A 17,459-nucleotide genomic window follows, 5' to 3' on the forward strand; every position below is an offset into this window, starting at 1 on the left:
ATGCTCAACATACGGACTGTCGCCGTGATTGGCAGCGGCACGATGGGCGCGGGGATTGCAGAAGTGGCGGCCAGCCACGGGCATCAGGTGCTGCTCTACGATATTTCCAGCGATGCGATATCCCGCGCTATCGAGGGGATCCGCCAGCGTCTGGCCTCCCGGGTGACGCGCGGAAAACTCTCCGCCGATGCCGGGAGCCAGATCCTCGCCCGGCTGCTTCCCGTCACGGATATCGACGCGCTCTCCGCGGCCGAACTGGTGATTGAAGCGGCCTCGGAACGGCTGGAGGTTAAAAAGGCGCTGTTTTCGCAGCTGGCGGAAATCTGCCCGCCGCAGACGGTGCTGACAAGCAATACCTCTTCGATCTCCGTCACGGCGATTGCGGCGGACATCCACCATCCGGAGCGCGTCGCCGGGCTGCATTTCTTCAACCCGGCGCCGGTCATGAAGCTGGTGGAGGTGGTGAGCGGGCTGGCAACCTCCCCGGAAGTGGCCGACGCGCTGTGCGAGCTGGCGCTGAACTGGGGCAAGCAGCCCGTGCGCTGCCAGTCAACGCCGGGGTTCATCGTCAACCGCGTCGCGCGTCCGTTCTATTCCGAGGCCTGGCGCGCGCTGGAAGAGCAGGTGGCCGCGCCGGAGGTGATTGACGCCGCCCTGCGCGAAGGCGGTGGCTTCCCGATGGGCCCGCTGGAGCTGACCGACATGATTGGTCAGGACGTGAACTTCGCGGTGACCTGCTCGGTATTTAACGCCTTCTGGCAGGAGCGTCGTTTTCTGCCCTCGCTGGTCCAGCAGGAGCTGGTGCTGGCTGGCAGGCTGGGCAAAAAAAGCGGGAAGGGCGTTTATGACTGGCAGGGCGACAGGCCCGGGGTGCGCTGGGCTGATACCGTGAACGACAGCTACAGCCCGATGCGCGTGGAAAGAAAGCGTGACAGTGTCACAGAAATTGATGATGTGTACTTGATTGAAACGCAGGGCGAAACCGCGCAGGCGCTGGCGCTGCGGCTCAACGGACCGGTGGTTGTAGTAGACCGCATCGAGCGCGACGTCGCGGTCATCGCCGCAGCCGCCAGCAACCCGCATACGGCGACGCAAAAGGCCATCCGCTACCTGCAGCAGCAGGGGCTTCGGGTGGTGCAGATTGCCGATTATCCCGGCCTGCTGGTCTGGCGCACGGTGGCGATGATTGCCAACGAAGCGCTGGATGCTCTGCAAAAAGGGGTCGCCAGCGAGAAGGACATCGATACCGCCATGCGCCTGGGCGTCAACTACCCGAGCGGGCCGATCGCCTGGGGTGAGCGTCTGGGCTGGCAGCGCCTGCTGACGCTGCTGGAGAACCTGCAGCGTCATTACGGCGAAGAACGCTATCGCCCCTGTTCCCTGCTGCGCCAGCGCGCGCTTCTGGAGAGTAGCTATGAGTCATAACGCCTGGCACAACGCCCGCGCCATGTATGAACGAGACGCCTGCGCGCAGGCGATGGGGATGGACATTGTCGATATGGACGACGGCTACGCGGTGGTGTCCATGACCATCACACCGCAGATGCTCAACGGCCACCAAACCTGCCACGGCGGACAGCTGTTTTCGCTGGCAGACACCGCCTTTGCCTACGCCTGCAACAGTCAGGGGCTGGCGGCGGTGGCCTCCGGCTGTTCGATTGACTTTCTGCGTCCGGGCTTTGCCGGGGACACGCTTACCGCCACCGCGCGGGTGAAGCATCAGGGCAGGCTGACCGGCGTGTACGACATTGAAATTCAGAACCAGCAACAGAAAACCGTCGCCCTTTTTCGCGGAAAATCTCACCGCATCGGCGGCAATGTGACAGGAGAGGCCTGATGCGTGACGCATTTATTTGTGATGGCGTTCGAACCCCGGTGGGGCGCTACGGCGGGGCGCTTTCCGCCGTTCGGACTGACGATCTCGGCGCCGTGCCGCTGCGCGCGCTGCTGGCCCGCTATCCGCAGCTCGATCTGGAGCGAATTGACGACGTGATCTTCGGCTGCGCGAACCAGGCGGGTGAAGATAACCGCAACGTGGCGCGTATGTCGTCGCTGCTGGCAGGGCTGCCGCAGACGGTGTCCGGAACCACCATTAACCGCCTGTGCGGGTCGGGGCTGGACGCGATTGGTTTTGCCGCACGCGCCATTAAGGCGGGCGACGGCGACCTGCTGATTGCGGGCGGCGTGGAATCCATGTCCCGCGCGCCGTTTGTGATGGGCAAAGCCACTGCCGCGTTCCAGCGACAGGCGGAGATCTTTGATACCACCATCGGCTGGCGATTTGTGAATCCGCTCATGCATCAGCAATTCGGAACTGACAGCATGCCGGAAACGGCAGAGAATGTAGCGGAATTGTTAAATATCAGCCGTGCCGATCAGGACGCGTTCGCGCTGCGCAGCCAGCAGCGTACCGCGCAGGCGCAGCAGAACGGCATTCTGGCGCAGGAGATTGTGTCGGTGCAGGTGCCGGGGAAAAAAGGGGCGGTCAACGAGTTCAGCGAGGATGAACATCCCCGCGCGGACACCACGCTTGAGCAGCTTGCCGGGCTAAAAACGCCGTTCCGCAGGAATGGGGTGGTCACGGCGGGAAATGCCTCCGGCGTCAACGATGGCGCAGCGGCGCTGATCGTCGCCAGCGAGCAGATGGCGCTGGCGCAGGGGCTGGTCCCGCGCACGCGGATCGTGGCGATGGCGACGGCAGGCGTGGAGCCACGTCTGATGGGACTCGGCCCGGTACCGGCCACGCGCAAGGTGCTGGAGCTCGCCGGACTCAGCATTAACGAGATGGACGTGATCGAGCTCAACGAAGCTTTCGCCGCGCAGGCGCTGGGCGTGCTGCGTCAGTTGGGATTGCCGGATGATGCCGCGCACGTCAACCCGAACGGTGGCGCGATAGCGATTGGTCACCCGCTGGGGATGAGCGGCGCCAGACTGGCGCTGGCCGCGAGTAATGAACTGCACCGACGCGGCGGGCGCTACGCGCTGTGTACGATGTGCATCGGTGTGGGTCAGGGCATTGCCATGATCCTTGAGCGTGTTTGAGCATAAAAACAATGTGAGTACCCTACAATGACAAATACAACAAAGCTTGATCCGATTGAAACGGCCTCCCTTGACGAACTGCAGGCGCTGCAGACCGCGCGTCTGAAATGGACGCTGCACCACGCCTATAACAACGTGCCGATGTACAAACGCAAGTTTGATGCTGCGGGCGTTCACCCTGATGATTTCAACGAGCTGGCGGATATCCGTAAGTTCCCGTGCACCACCAAGCAGGACCTGCGGGATAACTACCCCTTTGATACCTTTGCCGTGCCGATGGAGCAGGTGGTGCGCATTCACGCGTCATCCGGCACCACCGGCAAACCGACGGTTGTCGGCTACACGCAGGGCGACATCGATAACTGGGCCAACCTGGTGGCGCGCTCCCTACGCGCGGCGGGCGGCAGCGCGAAGGACAAAATTCACGTGGCCTATGGCTATGGCCTGTTTACCGGCGGGCTGGGCGCACACTACGGCGCCGAGCGTTTGGGGGCGACGGTGATCCCGATGTCCGGCGGCCAGACAGAGAAACAGGCGCAGCTGATCCGTGATTTCCAGCCGGACATGATCATGGTGACGCCGTCCTACTGCCTCAACCTGATTGAGGAGCTGGAGCGCCAGATGGGCGGCGACGCCAGCGCCTGCTCACTGCGCGTTGGCGTTTTCGGCGCGGAGCCGTGGACGCAGGCCATGCGTCGCGAAATCGAAAAACGCTTAGGCATTACGGCGCTGGATATTTATGGCCTCTCCGAGGTGATGGGGCCGGGCGTGGCGATGGAGTGTATCGAAACCGCCGACGGCCCAACCATCTGGGAAGATCATTTCTACCCGGAGATCGTCAACCCGAACGACGGCACGCCGCTGGATGACGGCCAGCAGGGCGAACTGCTGTTCACCACGCTGACCAAAGAGGCGCTGCCGGTGATCCGCTACCGCACCCGCGACCTGACGCGCCTGCTACCGGCAACCGCGCGCAGCATGCGCCGTATGGACCGGATCGGCGGACGCAGCGACGATATGCTGATCATCCGCGGCGTCAACGTTTTCCCGTCGCAGCTGGAAGAGGAGATCGTGAAGTTCGAACACCTTTCTCCGCACTATCAGCTGGAGGTGAATCGTCGTGGGCATCTTGATTCACTTTCCGTGAAGGTGGAGCTGAAAGAGAGCAGCTTAACGCTGACGCACGAGCAGCGTTGCCAGGTGTGCCACCAGCTGCGCCACCGCATAAAGTCGATGGTCGGGATTTCCACCGACGTGATGATTGTGAACTGCGGCAGCATCCCGCGCTCGGAGGGGAAAGCCTGCCGGGTGTTTGATCTGCGTAAAGTTGCGGCTAACGGTTAAAACACCTGGCCATCTCCCCTTTGGGGAGAGGGCCAGGGTGAGGGACTTATGCTATGATTCATCCAGGACAAAAATAACAACAGAATGAATCACATGAATAAACTCGATGCCTTTATCCAGCACGCGGTCAGCTCGGTTCCCGTCAGCGGAACGTCGCTTATCTCCTCGTTATACGGTGACGCGCTTTCCCACCGCGGCGGCGAGATTTGGCTCGGCAGCCTGGCCGCCTTACTGGAAGGCATGGGATTTGGCGAGCGCTTCGTGCGCACCGCGCTGTTTCGCCTCAACAAAGAGGGCTGGCTGGACGTCTCCCGCATCGGGCGACGCAGCTTTTACCGCCTGAGCGATAAGGGGCTGCGGCTGACGCGTCGCGCGGAGAATAAGATTTATCGCGCAGAGCTGCCCGCCTGGGACGGCAAATGGCTGCTGCTGCTTTCCGAAGGGCTGGATAAAACTACGCTCGCGGATGTGAAAAAACAGCTCATCTGGCAAGGATTTGGCACGCTGGCACCGAGCCTGATGGCCTCGCCGTCCCAGCATCTGGCGGACGTGCAGTCCCTGCTTCATGATGCCGGCGTGGCGGAAAACGTGATCTTCTTCGAAGCCCACTCGCCGCTGGCGCTCTCCCGCGCCGCGCTGCGTTCGCGGGTGGAAGAGTGCTGGCAGTTAACCGAGCAAAACGCGATGTACGAGTCGTTTATCAACTCGTTCCGCCCGCTGCTGCCTCTGCTGAAGGAGGCCGCGCCGGAGGAGCTGACGCCGGAGCGTTGCTTCCAGATCCAGCTGCTGCTGATTCACTTTTATCGCCGCGTGGTGCTGAAAGACCCACTGTTGCCGGAGGAGTTACTGCCCGCGCACTGGGCGGGGCAAAGCGCCCGACAGCTCTGCATTAATATCTATCAGCGTGTCGCGCCGGGGGCGCTGGCGTTTGTCAGCGAGAAGGGCGAAACCTCCGTGGGTGAACTGCCCGTGCCCGGCACGCTCTACTATCAACGCTTTGGTGGTCTTACAAGCGCATAAGGAGTGAAGATGCCAGTTTATCAAATTGACGGTCTGACGCCGGTGGTACCTGACGAAAGCTATGTTCACCCAACGGCGGTGCTGATTGGCGACGTAATTCTGGGTAAAGGCGTTTATGTTGGCCCTAATGCCAGCCTGCGCGGTGATTTTGGCCGTATCGTGGTGAAAGATGGCGCGAACATTCAGGATAATTGCGTGATGCACGGTTTCCCGGAGCAGGACACGGTGGTGGAGGAAGAGGGGCATATCGGCCACAGCGCCATCCTGCACGGCTGCATCATCCGCCGCAACGCGCTGGTGGGTATGAACGCGGTGGTGATGGATGGGGCAGTGATTGGTGAAAACAGCATCGTCGGCGCGGCGGCGTTCGTGAAGGCGAAAGCGGAGATGCCTGCCAACCACTTGATTATTGGCAGCCCGGCGAAAGCGATTCGCGAGCTGAGCGAGCAGGAGATGGCGTGGAAGCGGCAGGGCACGCGGGAGTATCAGGTGCTGGTGGAGCGCTGCAAGCTAACTATGCACCAGGTTGAGCCGCTGCGCGAGGCTGAGCCTGACCGGAAACGGCTGGCGTTTGACGAGAACTTAAGGCCGAAGTCGGCGATGTAGCGGTAAGGCCGTCTTTTTTCGCCATATCCATCAGTAGCGCGATGCCAATATAGTTGCTCCAGTTAAAGATATTTTGCAGCACCACCACCGCATTGCCTTTCTCTTTGTCATAGCCGATGAAGCTGGAGTAGCCGCCGATATAGCCGACCTGATAGGTGATTTTTTCCAGACCGATAAAGTCGGTGGTCCAGGCAATGCCCTGCACCCCGTCGGGGCGTTGAATATCGGTATTTCTGACTTCGTCAAAGACGCTGTCCAGCAAGGGATTGTGGGTCGTAGAGACGTGATAGCGGGCATAGGCCGCCAGATCTTCGGCGTTACTGTACAGGCTTGCTGCCGCCACCATGTTGTTGGAAAAATGCCAGTCTGGCGTCAGCTGCCCGCGCGGGATGAATTTTGGCTGATCGCCCGCGTGGCCGAGCGCCCGCTGGGGGTATCCTTTGAGCTTCTGGGGCGTAAAGCTGCTGTTAACCATGTGCAGCGGACGGAAAATATAGCGTGACGCTAAACTCTGAATATCTTCGCCGGTTTTGTGCTTCAGGATATAGCCAATCAGGGCGTAGCCGGTATTCGAGTATTGCGGCGTTTTATCTCTCGGCGCGCGCCAGTTCGCCAGATAACGCAGCACGTTATCGCTGTCCAGTTCACCGTAGAAATTATCACCCGTGCCTAAGTAGCGGATGAATTTTCCGAGCATCGGAACATCCATATTCTGGCGCGGAAGGCCGGAGGTGTGGGTTACCAGCTCCAGCAGGGTGATTTTTTGTGCATCCTTACTTAGCGGCGTTCCCGGCGGTAGCAATGTCGCCAGGCTGTCGTTCCAGTTCAGTTGCCCCTCACTCACCAGACAGGCCACCACTTCCGCCGTGATCCCTTTGCTGAGCGAGCCGAGCGCAAACAGGGTATCGGGCCTGACCGGGTAGCGGTTGACCGCATCGGTAACGCCCCAGGTGTAAAACTGAGGTGAGCCGTGATTATGGATTACCGCGACCGTCATTCCTGGAACCGACTTTTGTGCCATGTAGTGACGCACCACGCTGTCAACGTCGCCATCCAGCGATTCATGGGTGAGGAGTTCCTGGGTATCTTCCGGGGAGGACATTTGCGAGAGCGTGCCACAACCGCTGAGGAATGGGATAGCAAGCAGAAGCCAGCGAATTTTTTTTGTGATGTTCTGCATACCTGATAGCGAGTGTGGTGGTCATTGGCGCGGCGGGAATGTATCACACTTAGCCTGTTTGAATGTAAACTTTCTGTACGGAGGCCGCCGCGTGGGTGGTCATAGCGGCTTTTCGGCCTGCTTTGAGGATTTCAGCATGACACGCTTTCATCAGCTTACCGCCACCCGCCTGGATGGCAGTCTTATCTCAATGGCCGACTATGCGGGGAAGGTGGTTTTGGTCGTCAATACCGCCAGCCAGTGCGGCTTTACGCCCCAGTATGCGGGTCTCGAAGCGCTATACAAGAAATACGCCGAACAAGGGTTAGTGGTGCTGGGCTTCCCCTGCAACCAGTTCGGTAAGCAGGAACCCGGCGACGCCGATGAAATCTCAAAGACCTGTTACATTAACTACGGCGTCAGTTTTCCCATGTTCGGGAAAGTTGAGGTCAATGGCGCTGAAGCACATCCGATGTTTCGTTATCTGAAAAGCGAATTGCCTGGCGTGCTGGGTGGGCGGATCAAGTGGAACTTTACCAAGTTCCTGGTCGGACGCGACGGAAAGCCGCTCAAGCGTTTTGCACCGATGACGACGCCAGAGAAAATGGAGGGGGCAATTGTTGCGGCACTGGGAAGGTGAGTGTTTTTGTCGCCAGAGCCATCCATTTGCCGGGTATAGCCGAAATTCATTATGTCCGCTCTGTGCCAGGAGCGGACGTTGGTACAGGTAGCCCAGTAGTCGCCGCGATGGATGGGTTTACTGGAGCAGCATCGCCAGTAGCACCAGGCACAGCAGTATTACATAGATTCGTGCGTGCCATATGTCAGGTAAAGCAGGTATAACCCGACGGCTAAAAACTATTCCAGCCCAGCCCGTCAGTACCAACAGGCCTAAAATTTTCAGGCTGATAAAACCGAGAAATCCGCTCACCGGAATATTTTGCCAACCAATGACCGCATACGTCACGGCACCACACAGCGCGACAGGCAGAGAAAGCGGGTTAGAAGCGCTAATACATTCACCCATCGCATAGCCGTGTCGCCGTAATAATGGCACTGTCATCACGCTGCCACCCACGCCCAGCAATGCGGCTATCATGCCGATGATCACTCCGCCGCCCGTTACCACTGAAAGTGACAAGCGACGCGGGGAACTGCAGCTAAAAAAACCTTTGCGCAACAAACAATCGCCAATGGTTACCAGCATATAAAGAATGAACAGTGCGCGAACAATATTCTCGCTGAAGACTCCCGCCAGACAGGAACCCACGACAGCCCCGATAGCGATAAACCATAATAATGGGAACAATGTCTGCGCTGAAAGTTTGCCGGCGCGCCAGTTTCGGTAGCTGACCCAGCCCGCGTTAAAAATCATCACCGCCGTTGAGGTAGCAACCGCGATATGCATGGCGTTTCCTGCCAGCTCAGACTGCCGCAGCATCAGTTGATAAACAAATGGCACCACGACAAAACCGCCCCCAAAACCAAAGAGCACCGTGGTGATACCGGTAGTAAAGCCTGCCAGTGCAATAATTGCGATATCGTTCAAGAGAATATCCCCGACCTGAAAATGAGCGAGCAGCTTATACCGGTAGCATCCTGCTTCCCATTTGCGCAGCGCTCAATTACCTTTGTAAATCGTTCAGACGGAGACCGGTGTGCGCAACGTAAAAATTGAAGATGTCGATAAGCTCGATCGTGAAGTGGTGGCGTTAGGCAATGACTATGCGCAGGGATTTATACTGCCACAACACCAACATCGCCGCGCGCAGCTGCTGTATGGTGCAACGGGTCTCATGTACGTCTCAACCTGTAACGGAGAGTGGGTTGTTCCCCCACAACATGCAGTATGGATCCCACCCGAAACCCCTCACGCTGTCCGGTTTGTAGGTGTGACCACGCGTAGCTTATATATTGAACCAACATGCGTGACGGGATCGATTAAGTATCGACACTGTAAGGTGATCAGCGTATCGCCATTGTTACGTCAGTTGTTGCTTGATGCCGTGGATTTGCCGCTGATGTATGACAGCGCACGCGACCGTGCGCTGGTAAATCTGCTGTTACTGGAACTGGCGGAAATGCCGGTTCGCGAATTCGATATTCCGCTGCCACAACATCCGGCTCTGTTGGCTCTTTGTCAGGCGTTTTTACTCAACCCCTCAATCCATGATCCTGCTGAGCGCTGGGCCAGTACGCTGTTTATGAGCGCCAGTACCTTTCGTCGACTTTTCTTACGGCAAACCGGCATGTCATTTTCTGCATGGCGACAGCGAGCCTGTGTCGTCAGTGCGCTGACGTTGCTGATAACAGGTAAACCGGTGAATGAAGTGGCACTCACTCTCGGATACGACAATGCATCATCTTTCGCCACGATGTTCCGCCGTGTCACGGGACAGCCGCCTTCGTATTATCGGCTTGATTTCAAAAGCTTCACAGGGCACCGTTCATAACATCAGTTATGTGACCACAGCGGACGTTCTGAGCTGTGTTAGCGTTAATCAGGTTATCTTGTGCTGAGTGCAAGTTTAGCTGCAAAGCACAAAAACAATCCTCCTGTAGCTCTGTCCATTCCCCTGATAACACTGCTTTTCTTCAGTATGGCTGATGCAAAGTGCGTGGATAAAATGAGCGTGACTGACCACATTGTCCCTATTGCGACATGAATGCTGACAAGTATAAAAGTCCATACAAAGGGGGAATGTCCGGCAGGTATGAATTGAGGTAAAAAAGAGACATAGAAAATACCCATTTTAGGATTGAGTACATTTCCCAGCATTCCTTTTATAAACCAGTTCCCCGCTGAAGGATTAACGCCATCGCCGTGATTGAAAGATGAACGTGGCCGCCTCAGCAGTTGTAAACCCAGCCAGCAAAGGTAAGTCGCACCACAAATTTTCAGCATGGTATAAGCGAGCTCTGACACCGCCAGCAGCGCTCCCAGTCCCAGCGCAACAAGTGCGCCCCAGATAAAACAGCCAGTATCAATTCCAAGAGCTGCCTGAAAAGCCTTCTTTCCACCTTCAGCACATGCCGTTCGTAGAATGAGTGCCGTATCCAGGCCCGGAGTGAGGGTGAGCAGTAGTGCCGCGAGAGAGAAGGCAAGGAGAGAATCAGTAACAGACATTTTCTTTATCCGAAAGAGTGGATGTTACCCCCTTACTTTGCGCCAATCAATTAGACAAAGGCAGTTATGTGAATAAATTGTAAATTGCTTTAATGAGAAAAGCCCTGCTGGCATACCGGGCTACAACTCAGGACGCTTTCTCATGCACTGTCATGATGAATACCAATGGGTCCTTCTCCCGGTTTTCATAGAAATGAGGAACGTCCGTTCTGGCAGTTGCCGAACAGCCAGTTTTTACCTGATACACGTGATCCTGTACGCCGAGTGTGAGCGTGCCCGACTGAACATAAAACAGTTCTAGCGTTCCTTCCGCGTGGCCGGGTGACGCAAACTTTTCCCCGGGCTGCATTTCCCACATCCAGAGCTCGGTCATATCAGGGCCGCCCGATCCTGCGAGCAATCTTGCTCTCCCGCCTGTTTCACCTTGCCACAATTCTGGGATCTCATCTTCAGCAATGAGATGCACGGTCGGTTTGGCACTGACATCCACAAAATCAGCCACCGAAACCCCCATCGCGGCAGCCAGGCGACATAACAGGGCAATGCTGGGATTCGCCCGGCATCCCTCTATCTCAACCAACGCTCCCTTACTTACACCCGCCTGACGCGAGAGTTCATCAAGGGAGATTTTCTTTTGCTTACGATACAGTTTAATTCGCTGCGATACGGCTTCATTCACGGAGCTGGCGATCGAATTTGCATCGGTCATTAAATTGACTTTTTTGGTCATTGGTCATTATCATGGAATAAATTGGTCATTACAGGATTATCACGTGTTAACAGTATCTCCGTCAATTTCTCCTGAAATTTATCGTATTGCTCCCGGTTTTCGGGCGCTCAGTATCTGCATAAAAGCTGCACCAGTGCTTAATCCCGGCACTGGAGAAACGGCGCTGCGAGAAGCCTGTGAGGCGGTTCTGGCCGGTGAGCCTGCCTGGGCGGATTCTCATCTGGCGGCATGGGCCGACGTTTTTCAAAAATTTGGGGCTAAACCTAAACGCACCCCTTGCTCAGCGGATGCGTTACGCAAGCGCGTCTTACGTGACGGAACGATGCCAGCGCTCGATCCTGTCGTTGATCTTTATAATGCCGTCAGTCTCCGCTATGCCGTTCCGGTTGGTGGAGAGGATCTCTCTGCCTATCAGGGGGCGCCGCGTCTGACTGTGGCCAAAGGAACAGAACCTTTTGATACGGTCAAAGAGGGAGAGACCACCGTTGAGTATCCTTCACAAGGCGAGGTTATCTGGTGTGATGATATCGGCGTGACCTGCCGTCGCTGGAACTGGCGACAGGGGATCAGAACCCGCTTAGGCGTGGAAGCGCAGCAAATGTGGTTCATTCTGGAGAGTCTCCCGCAGATGCCGCTGGAGATGCTTCACGAAGCCGGAAAAATGCTGACCGACGGCCTGGAAAAAATGATGCCCGGTCTGTGGTTTGACGTTGCTCTCATCGAAGAACCACAGCAGTAATATCCTTCAGGAGAAACATGTATGTTTACCGGCTTGTCGGCATTTCCATTAACCCCAGTCACCGCCAGCGGCGTGGATGAAAAGGGTTTCAGCCATATCCTTTCCCGTCTTACAGACGCTCGGGTTGATTCAATGGGCATCCTGGGGTCAACCGGAAGCTACGCCTATCTCACCCGGGAGCAGCGCAAGCGCGTAGCAACGCTGGCCAAACAGCATGCAGGGAACATCCCCGTGATGGTGTGTGTGGGAGCGGTCAGTACCGATGCCATTCTGCATCTGGCAGATGATGCACAGGCCGCTGGTGCAAATGCGCTGTTACTCCCGGCGGTCAGCTACCAGCCACTCCGTGACGAAGAAGTCTTCTCACTCTTTGAGACCGTTACCCGGCACGTGTCTGTACCGGTGTGTATCTATGATAATCCGGGCACGACGCATTTTACCTTTACGGATGAACTCCACGGTCGTCTCTCATCACTTGAGGGTGTTCGCTCGGTCAAGATCCCTGGCGTCCCGAATAGCCCCGCTGCAGCAACTGAGCGGGTGAAGGCGTTACGTCAACATCTGCATCCTGGCGTAACAATCGGTATCAGTGGCGACGCTTATGCGGGACTGGGATTAAACGCCGGTTGTGAAGTGTGGTATTCCGTGTGTGGCGGTCTGTTCCCTGAGATGGCGAAACAAATCACTGAAGCCGCGGCGGCAAACGATCGTCAACGCGTTACAGCCCTGACAACCCGCCTTGAGCCATTGTGGTTGCTGTTCCGTAAACATGGCGGAAGTATTCGCGTTATTGCCGCTGCGGCTGGCGTGCTTGGTCTTACCGACATGGATTGCCTGCCTCGACCTCTGCAACCATTGTCAGCTGGCGACATCGCGGATATTGCCCATGTGATAAGCACGCTGGAGCTGAAGTGATCTCCGCAGGACTGGGTGTCTACCGGTCCTTACAGCAAAATTTTATTATTGAAGTGACTCTTCTTCGCCTGATAGCTTATCTGCATCAGGAGAATAATGCTGGCAAACGCACGCCAGTTTATGCCCGTCAGGATCGCGCAGATAGGCAACATAAAAGTCGGGGCCGTAGGCGGTTCGTATACCGGGTACGCCTTCATTTTTCCCACCCGCACGGAGGCCCGCTGCATGGAAGCGTCTGACAATGTCCGCGTTATCTGCTCTGAAAGCGAACATTGTCCCGTTTCCCGCCGTCGCGGGTTGCTGGTCAAAAGGAGGACAAATGCAGAAGCTAAATTCGTCATCCGGATGATTTTCGTTTCCCCACATTGCCCAGCTATCAGTCCAGGCGGGCAGACGTGTATAGCCCAGCACGTTAAAAATAGCGTCATAAAAGTTCACGGCGCGCTGAAAGTCATTTGTCCCTATCGTGATATAAGCCAGCACTTAAAACATCCTCTTTTCTGTTAGTCTGAACAGAGATTATCGCAAAGTAGCTATCTTCATCACCACCCAGGCCAGGATCATCGGCATACCTCAGCTGGACGCCTCGGCGATAAAAAATGTTGGCTGACGTCGCCGTGTGCCGATAATACAAAAACTGTATGATTACACCTTCCAAAAAGGGAATGTATGTCTTTACCGCCACTGTATGCGCTGCGCGCGTTCGAAGTTGCCGCACGGCTGAACTCGTTCAGCAAAGCGGCTGAAGTCCTGAATATCACGCCGGGGGCGGTCAGCAGGCATGTCCGCACGCTTGAGATGTGGTTCGACTGCGAGCTGTTTAAACGGCAGGGACCGAGAGTGGAAGTCAGCGACGCCGGGCGTATTCTGGCCGGGCAGCTTAGCGAAAGTTTCTCGAATATTGAGTGGGCCTGTCGCGCATTCAAAAGTGAAAACCATCTTCTGCGCCTCAAGGCCCCCAGCACCCTGACGATGCGATGGCTTCTCAATGTGCTTAAATCCTTTCGGGAGAATCATGCGAAGCCGAAAATCGAAATCGCCAGCGTCTGGATGGACTTCGACACCGTTGACTTCAGCCGCGAGCCCTACGATTGTGCGATCCTCCTCGGTAACGGCTATTTCGGCGAATCAACGGAGAGCAGGCTGCTGTTCAGCGAATGGCTTATTCCGGTTTGTACGCCGTCTTTGCTCGAGCCTGCCCGGCATCAGCTTCCTGAGTGCGATCTTATTCATCCGTCACCGGACCGACGGGACTGGAAGCGCTGGCTGAAAAGGACGGGCTTATTCCCCGGCCTCGACATGAGCGGTGGGATCGTGTTCGACACCCTGGAGCAGGGAAGCCTTGCGGCCATGCACGGACACGGCGTGGCGATGGCCGATCTCCGGCTCACGCTCGACGCGCTGAAAAGCGGCCTGCTCGCGCTGCCCTTCCGGGAGGCGATAGCAACAGGGGACGGTTACTATCTTGTCTGGCCGAAAAATTCGCTCAGAGGACAGAGTATTGAACGGTTGCTGGCCTGGCTTAACCTCAATTCGCCGGTCGTTCCTTCGCTGGATATCGTCTGTCTTGAGTATAATGAAAAGCGGCTGTCTTAAATTAAACAGGATATTCCTTACGGACTATCCTGTTTAATAAGTTTACGCGTAGGGTATATTCGCCATCTTTTTATATCTTTCCGGCAGTGCGCTATTCAGGTTAAGTAATTTATCCAGAATATAAAGCGCTGGCGTCCCCTTTGCGCGCTCTTCGTCGATCAGCGAAGAACGTAGCACATTGGCAGCCGAGGTCATTTTACGAAAATACTCTTCTGATTCCGGCGTCTGTATTTCACCGGACTCGGCGTAACGCACCCGCGGCCAGTCCGCGAAGTCAGGCTGGGGTAAGAGTCCGACGTCTTTTGTAATATGTGCTGAGAGTAGCTCCTCGGCATTGCCAGGAGTGTTCTGGGCAAATGAGAGCAGGTGCAGTCGATGTATAAATGGCGAAAGCGCTTCTGAACGATGACTTTCTGAGGAAAGTAAGGTGATTAGCGCAGGTATTTTTTCATCAGCGGTGCTTTTTTCTGGTGAGAGGGTTTTCAATAAATGGAATAAAACATCGAGTGTCATAGGTGCTCCATATCCGCACATTATTATTTATTGTTTTTACGTCGCTATCTGTTTTTGACAGCGGTATACCAGGGGTAAATGGATGGTATTTCAGTGCGGTTATGTTTGAAAAACGATAAATAGTTGGCATTAATGTGAGTTTTACTCAATGTGGCGCTCTGGGCTCCAACATTTCAGATCCTCTCACGGCAGCGTTTTGTTTCACAAATGCCTTAGCTTATCGGCTTTTCAGGATGGTATAACGTCGTGCAGCAATCGGCTTGCCGTTAATCGCCACATTCTCAAAGGCTTATATGAAACAAATTACTTTTAGTGACCTGCAGCAGCAAAGCGAGCAGGCCGCACATTCTCCTCGCTTACGCGCACACCGTAATTTACACCCTGACCTGAGCGACCCGGTGCAGCGCCTGGCCATTGCAATGGAACCCGGTACCTATGTCCGCCCCCATCGCCATCCGCACACGTTTGAACTGCTGACGGCGCTGAGCGGTCGCTTTCTGGTGCTGAATTTTGACGACAGCGGAAACGTGACCCGGCGCGTGGTGTTAGGCGAAGAGTGTAAAGTCCTGGAGATGGATGCCGGAACCTGGCATGCCGTGCTGTCGCTGGATAAAGGCGGCGTCATTTTTGAGGTAAAACACGGGGCGTATCAGCCCGTGCCTGAGCACGATACCGCCCCGTGGTCGCCTGCTGAGAACGCGCCAGGTACTGTAGAGTTGATGAAATGGTACGCCCAGGCGCAGGTGGGTGATAGGCGTTTTACCCTGTAATTTTCCTGTAGTGTTCCCGGCGCGCAGAAAGCGCGCCAGAACCGTATGGTTTACTGGATGCCGCCGAGTCTTTGCAGGAATTCCTCAACCTGCTCGGGCGTAGCCGTGTCTGCCTGGTAAAGGATTTCGAGCTTAACGTTCTTCAACCCGCAGAAGCCAAATACCCCTTCGATTATCTGCGTCTGAATCGCCGTCGAATAGCCGTGTTTGTCGAAGCCGGTAAGATCGCTACCGCCGGTGGCAATCAGGCGGACGGGAACATCACGTAAGTTGCCCACAATCCGGCCGTCGTCGGCCACCTTATACGCCCAGTTCAGGGTTAACACGCGATCGAACCAGCCTTTCAACAGCGCGGGAACCGACCACCAGTACACCGGGAAGACGAATACCAGCATATCCGCGCGCTCGACGCGCTTTTGCTCGCGCAGAATATCGTCGGTGAGGGCGCTCGGATCGCCGTGATACAAATCGAGATCGGCGCGGGTCATCGCCGGATTAAACCCTTCAGCATGCAGATCGGCGATCTCAATCTGCGTACCTTCCTCGCGTAATATCCCGGCAATACGAGCTGCCAGCGTATTGGATAACGAATTGTCGATCGGGTGTGCCGTCACGATCAGCGCGTTTTTAATGGCATGGGTTGCAGACATAGCGACCTCCAGATGGGGGAGAAGTGATACCTATATTACTATTGGTAACTTAGGTGTCAATCCGCCCCCGGCGATCATTTTGTGCTATTCGCGTAGGTCTCAAGCACCCCGGTCATGACGCCGCAGAGCATATCTTCTGCCACATTCCGGGCGAGCACGCCGTTGCCCGCCGAGGTGCTGAGCGCCTCCGCCGCACCAATGATGGCCGTCAGCGCCGCTTCTCCCTGAACGCCTTTCAGCACGAGGAACGGGGACAGCGCGGTACGCAGACAGTCGGCACATTCAGCCACGCACGCCTCGCGGAACGTCTGCAATGCGCGGGAGCCGGACAGCGCCGCCGCAATCGGCCCGGTTTCCGGCCCGGCGGTAATGGCGCAGTCGATATAGGCGGCGCTGAAAAAGCGGATCGTCTTGTCCAGGGTTTTGCTGTCTACCGCCAGCGTCTCCCTGAATTTCGCCAGCTGCCGATCGCTATAGTCTTGATACAGTGCCATCAGCAGCCCCTCACGATCGCCAAAGTGGTCGTAGGGGATAGGCTTGGTCACGTTGGCCCGTTCTGCCAGATAGCCAAGGGTCAACGCCTCCGTGCCTTGCTGACGCACGATCCCTCGCGCAACCTCCAGCAGCTGCACGCGGCGATCCTCTTTTCTTAAGCGCTTAACAACCATGCTTTCCTCGGTTTTGTTATCTACTCATGGTAGTTTACACGTTTTCGGCAGGCTGCTGCACCCGTTGTTCCACAGAGCGGATCCGGCACTTTATAGCCCCAGATCGCTCAGAGAAGGGTGATCGTCCGGGCGTCTGCCCAGCGGCCAGTGGAACAGGCGTTCAGATTCTTTTATCGGCATGTCGTTTACGCAGGCAAAACGACGCTTCATCAGTCCGTCCGCTTCGAACTCCCAGTTTTCATTGCCGTACGAGCGGAACCAGTTGCCGGAATCATCATGCCATTCATAGGCATAGCGCACCGCGATCCGGTTGTCCGTAAATGCCCAGAGCTCTTTAATCAGGCGGTAATCCAGCTCTTTTTTCCATTTCCGCGCCAGAAACGCCTGGGCTTCCTCGCGGTTGGTGGCGAACTCCGCGCGGTTTCGCCACTGGGTGTCCAGCGTGTAGGCCAGCGCGACTTTTGCCGGGTCGCGACTGTTCCAGCCATCTTCGGCCAGTCTGACTTTTTCGATGGCGCTTTCGCGAGTGAAGGGCGGTAATGGAGGACGAGTGTTCATAGCGATAACCTCAGTGTTATAT

Annotated in this window: 21 protein-coding genes; 12 read left to right on the forward strand and 9 right to left on the reverse strand. The window is 56.4% G+C overall.

Features of this window, described 5'->3' with window-relative positions:
- The 6 genes from paaH to paaY all read left to right on the forward strand — a co-directional run bounded on the left by paaH (position 1) and on the right by paaY (position 6,012).
- Positions 1–1,425: a 3-hydroxyacyl-CoA dehydrogenase PaaH gene (gene paaH / locus IM303_RS03345; protein WP_192971021.1), complete on the forward strand. Its 1,425-nt coding sequence runs from the start codon at positions 1–3 to the stop codon at positions 1,423–1,425.
- The gene (paaI, locus tag IM303_RS03350) at positions 1,415–1,837 is read left to right on the forward strand and encodes a hydroxyphenylacetyl-CoA thioesterase PaaI (RefSeq protein WP_028013034.1); all 423 of its coding nucleotides are present in this window, start codon (positions 1,415–1,417) and stop codon (positions 1,835–1,837) included. Before paaH ends, paaI begins: the two co-directional genes overlap by 11 nt.
- Positions 1,837–3,042 (forward strand): 3-oxoadipyl-CoA thiolase, encoded by a 1,206-nt coding sequence (gene pcaF, locus IM303_RS03355; RefSeq protein ID WP_193359580.1) that lies wholly within the window; start codon positions 1,837–1,839, stop codon positions 3,040–3,042. Before paaI ends, pcaF begins: the two co-directional genes overlap by 1 nt.
- A 27-nt stretch (positions 3,043–3,069) precedes the next feature.
- Positions 3,070–4,386, forward strand: coding sequence for a phenylacetate--CoA ligase PaaK (gene paaK, locus IM303_RS03360; RefSeq protein WP_193359581.1), 1,317 nt, complete (start codon positions 3,070–3,072; stop codon positions 4,384–4,386).
- Between the two features lie 84 nt (positions 4,387–4,470).
- Entirely contained in the window at positions 4,471–5,406 is a 936-nt protein-coding gene (gene paaX / locus IM303_RS03365; protein WP_021241337.1) for a phenylacetic acid degradation operon negative regulatory protein PaaX, read from the forward strand.
- Between the two features lie 9 nt (positions 5,407–5,415).
- The gene (gene paaY, locus IM303_RS03370; protein ID WP_028013037.1) at positions 5,416–6,012 is read left to right on the forward strand and encodes a phenylacetic acid degradation protein PaaY; all 597 of its coding nucleotides are present in this window, start codon (positions 5,416–5,418) and stop codon (positions 6,010–6,012) included.
- On the opposite strand, the gene IM303_RS03375 is transcribed toward paaY, so the two are convergent.
- Positions 5,921–7,192, reverse strand: coding sequence for a serine hydrolase (locus IM303_RS03375; RefSeq protein ID WP_192971023.1), 1,272 nt, complete (start codon positions 7,190–7,192; stop codon positions 5,921–5,923). The genes paaY and IM303_RS03375 overlap by 92 nt on opposite strands.
- 136 nt (positions 7,193–7,328) lie before the next feature.
- Here IM303_RS03375 and IM303_RS03380 point away from each other — a divergent pair, with 136 nt between their 5' ends.
- Entirely contained in the window at positions 7,329–7,811 is a 483-nt protein-coding gene (locus IM303_RS03380) for a glutathione peroxidase (protein WP_028013039.1), read from the forward strand.
- A gap of 117 nt (positions 7,812–7,928) precedes the next feature.
- Here the strand turns inward: IM303_RS03380 and IM303_RS03385 are convergent, their stop codons facing one another.
- Positions 7,929–8,720, reverse strand: a complete 792-nt coding sequence (locus tag IM303_RS03385; RefSeq protein ID WP_032674705.1) for a sulfite exporter TauE/SafE family protein — start codon at positions 8,718–8,720, stop codon at positions 7,929–7,931.
- Positions 8,721–8,829: 109 nt separating this feature from the next.
- On the opposite strand from IM303_RS03385, the gene IM303_RS03390 reads away from it, so the two are divergent.
- On the forward strand, positions 8,830–9,624 hold the full coding sequence (locus tag IM303_RS03390) for a helix-turn-helix domain-containing protein (protein WP_028013041.1): 795 nt from the start codon (positions 8,830–8,832) through the stop codon (positions 9,622–9,624).
- 53 nt (positions 9,625–9,677) lie between these two features.
- Here IM303_RS03390 and IM303_RS03395 read toward each other — a convergent pair whose 3' ends face one another.
- Together IM303_RS03395 and IM303_RS03400 are read right to left on the reverse strand one after the other, a co-directional pair.
- Positions 9,678–10,298 carry a LysE family translocator gene (locus tag IM303_RS03395; RefSeq protein WP_193359582.1) on the reverse strand — a complete coding sequence of 207 codons (621 nt, stop codon included), beginning with the start codon at positions 10,296–10,298 and terminating at the stop codon, positions 9,678–9,680.
- A gap of 127 nt (positions 10,299–10,425) precedes the next feature.
- Positions 10,426–11,028: a helix-turn-helix domain-containing protein gene (locus IM303_RS03400; protein ID WP_048998449.1), complete on the reverse strand. Its 603-nt coding sequence runs from the start codon at positions 11,026–11,028 to the stop codon at positions 10,426–10,428.
- Between the two features lie 43 nt (positions 11,029–11,071).
- On the opposite strand from IM303_RS03400, the gene IM303_RS03405 reads away from it, so the two are divergent.
- Positions 11,072–11,767, forward strand: coding sequence for a B3/4 domain-containing protein (locus IM303_RS03405; RefSeq protein ID WP_193359583.1), 696 nt, complete (start codon positions 11,072–11,074; stop codon positions 11,765–11,767).
- A gap of 21 nt (positions 11,768–11,788) precedes the next feature.
- A complete protein-coding gene (locus IM303_RS03410) occupies positions 11,789–12,682 on the forward strand; it encodes a dihydrodipicolinate synthase family protein (protein WP_193359584.1) in 894 nt (297 codons plus the stop codon).
- A 45-nt stretch (positions 12,683–12,727) separates the two neighbouring features.
- Here the strand turns inward: IM303_RS03410 and IM303_RS03415 are convergent, their stop codons facing one another.
- Entirely contained in the window at positions 12,728–13,165 is a 438-nt protein-coding gene (locus IM303_RS03415; protein WP_048959105.1) for a VOC family protein, read from the reverse strand.
- 186 nt (positions 13,166–13,351) lie between these two features.
- Between IM303_RS03415 and IM303_RS03420 the strand changes: the two genes are divergently transcribed.
- Positions 13,352–14,278: a LysR substrate-binding domain-containing protein gene (locus IM303_RS03420; RefSeq protein ID WP_045261411.1), complete on the forward strand. Its 927-nt coding sequence runs from the start codon at positions 13,352–13,354 to the stop codon at positions 14,276–14,278.
- A 42-nt stretch (positions 14,279–14,320) separates the two neighbouring features.
- Here the strand turns inward: IM303_RS03420 and IM303_RS03425 are convergent, their stop codons facing one another.
- A complete protein-coding gene (locus IM303_RS03425) occupies positions 14,321–14,791 on the reverse strand; it encodes a hypothetical protein (protein ID WP_193359585.1) in 471 nt (156 codons plus the stop codon).
- Positions 14,792–15,084: 293 nt separating this feature from the next.
- Here IM303_RS03425 and IM303_RS03430 point away from each other — a divergent pair, with 293 nt between their 5' ends.
- Positions 15,085–15,561 (forward strand): WbuC family cupin fold metalloprotein, encoded by a 477-nt coding sequence (locus tag IM303_RS03430; protein ID WP_028013049.1) that lies wholly within the window; start codon positions 15,085–15,087, stop codon positions 15,559–15,561.
- A gap of 50 nt (positions 15,562–15,611) precedes the next feature.
- Here IM303_RS03430 and IM303_RS03435 read toward each other — a convergent pair whose 3' ends face one another.
- The 3 genes from IM303_RS03435 to IM303_RS03445 all read right to left on the reverse strand — a co-directional run bounded on the left by IM303_RS03435 (position 15,612) and on the right by IM303_RS03445 (position 17,437).
- The gene (locus tag IM303_RS03435) at positions 15,612–16,211 is read right to left on the reverse strand and encodes an NAD(P)H-dependent oxidoreductase (RefSeq protein WP_193359586.1); all 600 of its coding nucleotides are present in this window, start codon (positions 16,209–16,211) and stop codon (positions 15,612–15,614) included.
- A gap of 74 nt (positions 16,212–16,285) precedes the next feature.
- Entirely contained in the window at positions 16,286–16,879 is a 594-nt protein-coding gene (locus tag IM303_RS03440; protein WP_048998458.1) for a TetR/AcrR family transcriptional regulator, read from the reverse strand.
- Between the two features lie 90 nt (positions 16,880–16,969).
- The gene (locus IM303_RS03445; RefSeq protein ID WP_048998459.1) at positions 16,970–17,437 is read right to left on the reverse strand and encodes a nuclear transport factor 2 family protein; all 468 of its coding nucleotides are present in this window, start codon (positions 17,435–17,437) and stop codon (positions 16,970–16,972) included.
- Positions 17,438–17,459: the final 22 nt, after the last annotated feature.

Origin of the sequence: Enterobacter cloacae complex sp. P38RS (assembly GCF_014930775.1) — a bacterium.
GTDB classification, from domain to species: domain Bacteria; phylum Pseudomonadota; class Gammaproteobacteria; order Enterobacterales; family Enterobacteriaceae; genus Enterobacter; species Enterobacter bugandensis.

Coding starts and splice junctions, on each gene's coding strand:
- IM303_RS03395 (WP_193359582.1), bottom strand. CDS start 10,298: ATGTCTGTTACTGATTCTCTCCTTGCCTTCTCTCTCGCGGCACTACTG.
- paaY (WP_028013037.1), top strand. CDS start 5,416: ATGCCAGTTTATCAAATTGACGGTCTGACGCCGGTGGTACCTGACGAA.
- pcaF (WP_193359580.1), top strand. CDS start 1,837: ATGCGTGACGCATTTATTTGTGATGGCGTTCGAACCCCGGTGGGGCGC.
- IM303_RS03400 (WP_048998449.1), bottom strand. CDS start 11,028: ATGACCAAAAAAGTCAATTTAATGACCGATGCAAATTCGATCGCCAGC.
- IM303_RS03435 (WP_193359586.1), bottom strand. CDS start 16,211: ATGTCTGCAACCCATGCCATTAAAAACGCGCTGATCGTGACGGCACAC.
- IM303_RS03380 (WP_028013039.1), top strand. CDS start 7,329: ATGACACGCTTTCATCAGCTTACCGCCACCCGCCTGGATGGCAGTCTT.
- IM303_RS03445 (WP_048998459.1), bottom strand. CDS start 17,437: ATGAACACTCGTCCTCCATTACCGCCCTTCACTCGCGAAAGCGCCATC.
- paaH (WP_192971021.1), top strand. CDS start 1: ATGCTCAACATACGGACTGTCGCCGTGATTGGCAGCGGCACGATGGGC.
- IM303_RS03430 (WP_028013049.1), top strand. CDS start 15,085: ATGAAACAAATTACTTTTAGTGACCTGCAGCAGCAAAGCGAGCAGGCC.
- IM303_RS03440 (WP_048998458.1), bottom strand. CDS start 16,879: ATGGTTGTTAAGCGCTTAAGAAAAGAGGATCGCCGCGTGCAGCTGCTG.
- IM303_RS03420 (WP_045261411.1), top strand. CDS start 13,352: ATGTCTTTACCGCCACTGTATGCGCTGCGCGCGTTCGAAGTTGCCGCA.
- IM303_RS03425 (WP_193359585.1), bottom strand. CDS start 14,791: ATGACACTCGATGTTTTATTCCATTTATTGAAAACCCTCTCACCAGAA.
- IM303_RS03375 (WP_192971023.1), bottom strand. CDS start 7,192: ATGCAGAACATCACAAAAAAAATTCGCTGGCTTCTGCTTGCTATCCCA.
- paaX (WP_021241337.1), top strand. CDS start 4,471: ATGAATCACATGAATAAACTCGATGCCTTTATCCAGCACGCGGTCAGC.
- paaK (WP_193359581.1), top strand. CDS start 3,070: ATGACAAATACAACAAAGCTTGATCCGATTGAAACGGCCTCCCTTGAC.
- IM303_RS03410 (WP_193359584.1), top strand. CDS start 11,789: ATGTTTACCGGCTTGTCGGCATTTCCATTAACCCCAGTCACCGCCAGC.
- paaI (WP_028013034.1), top strand. CDS start 1,415: ATGAGTCATAACGCCTGGCACAACGCCCGCGCCATGTATGAACGAGAC.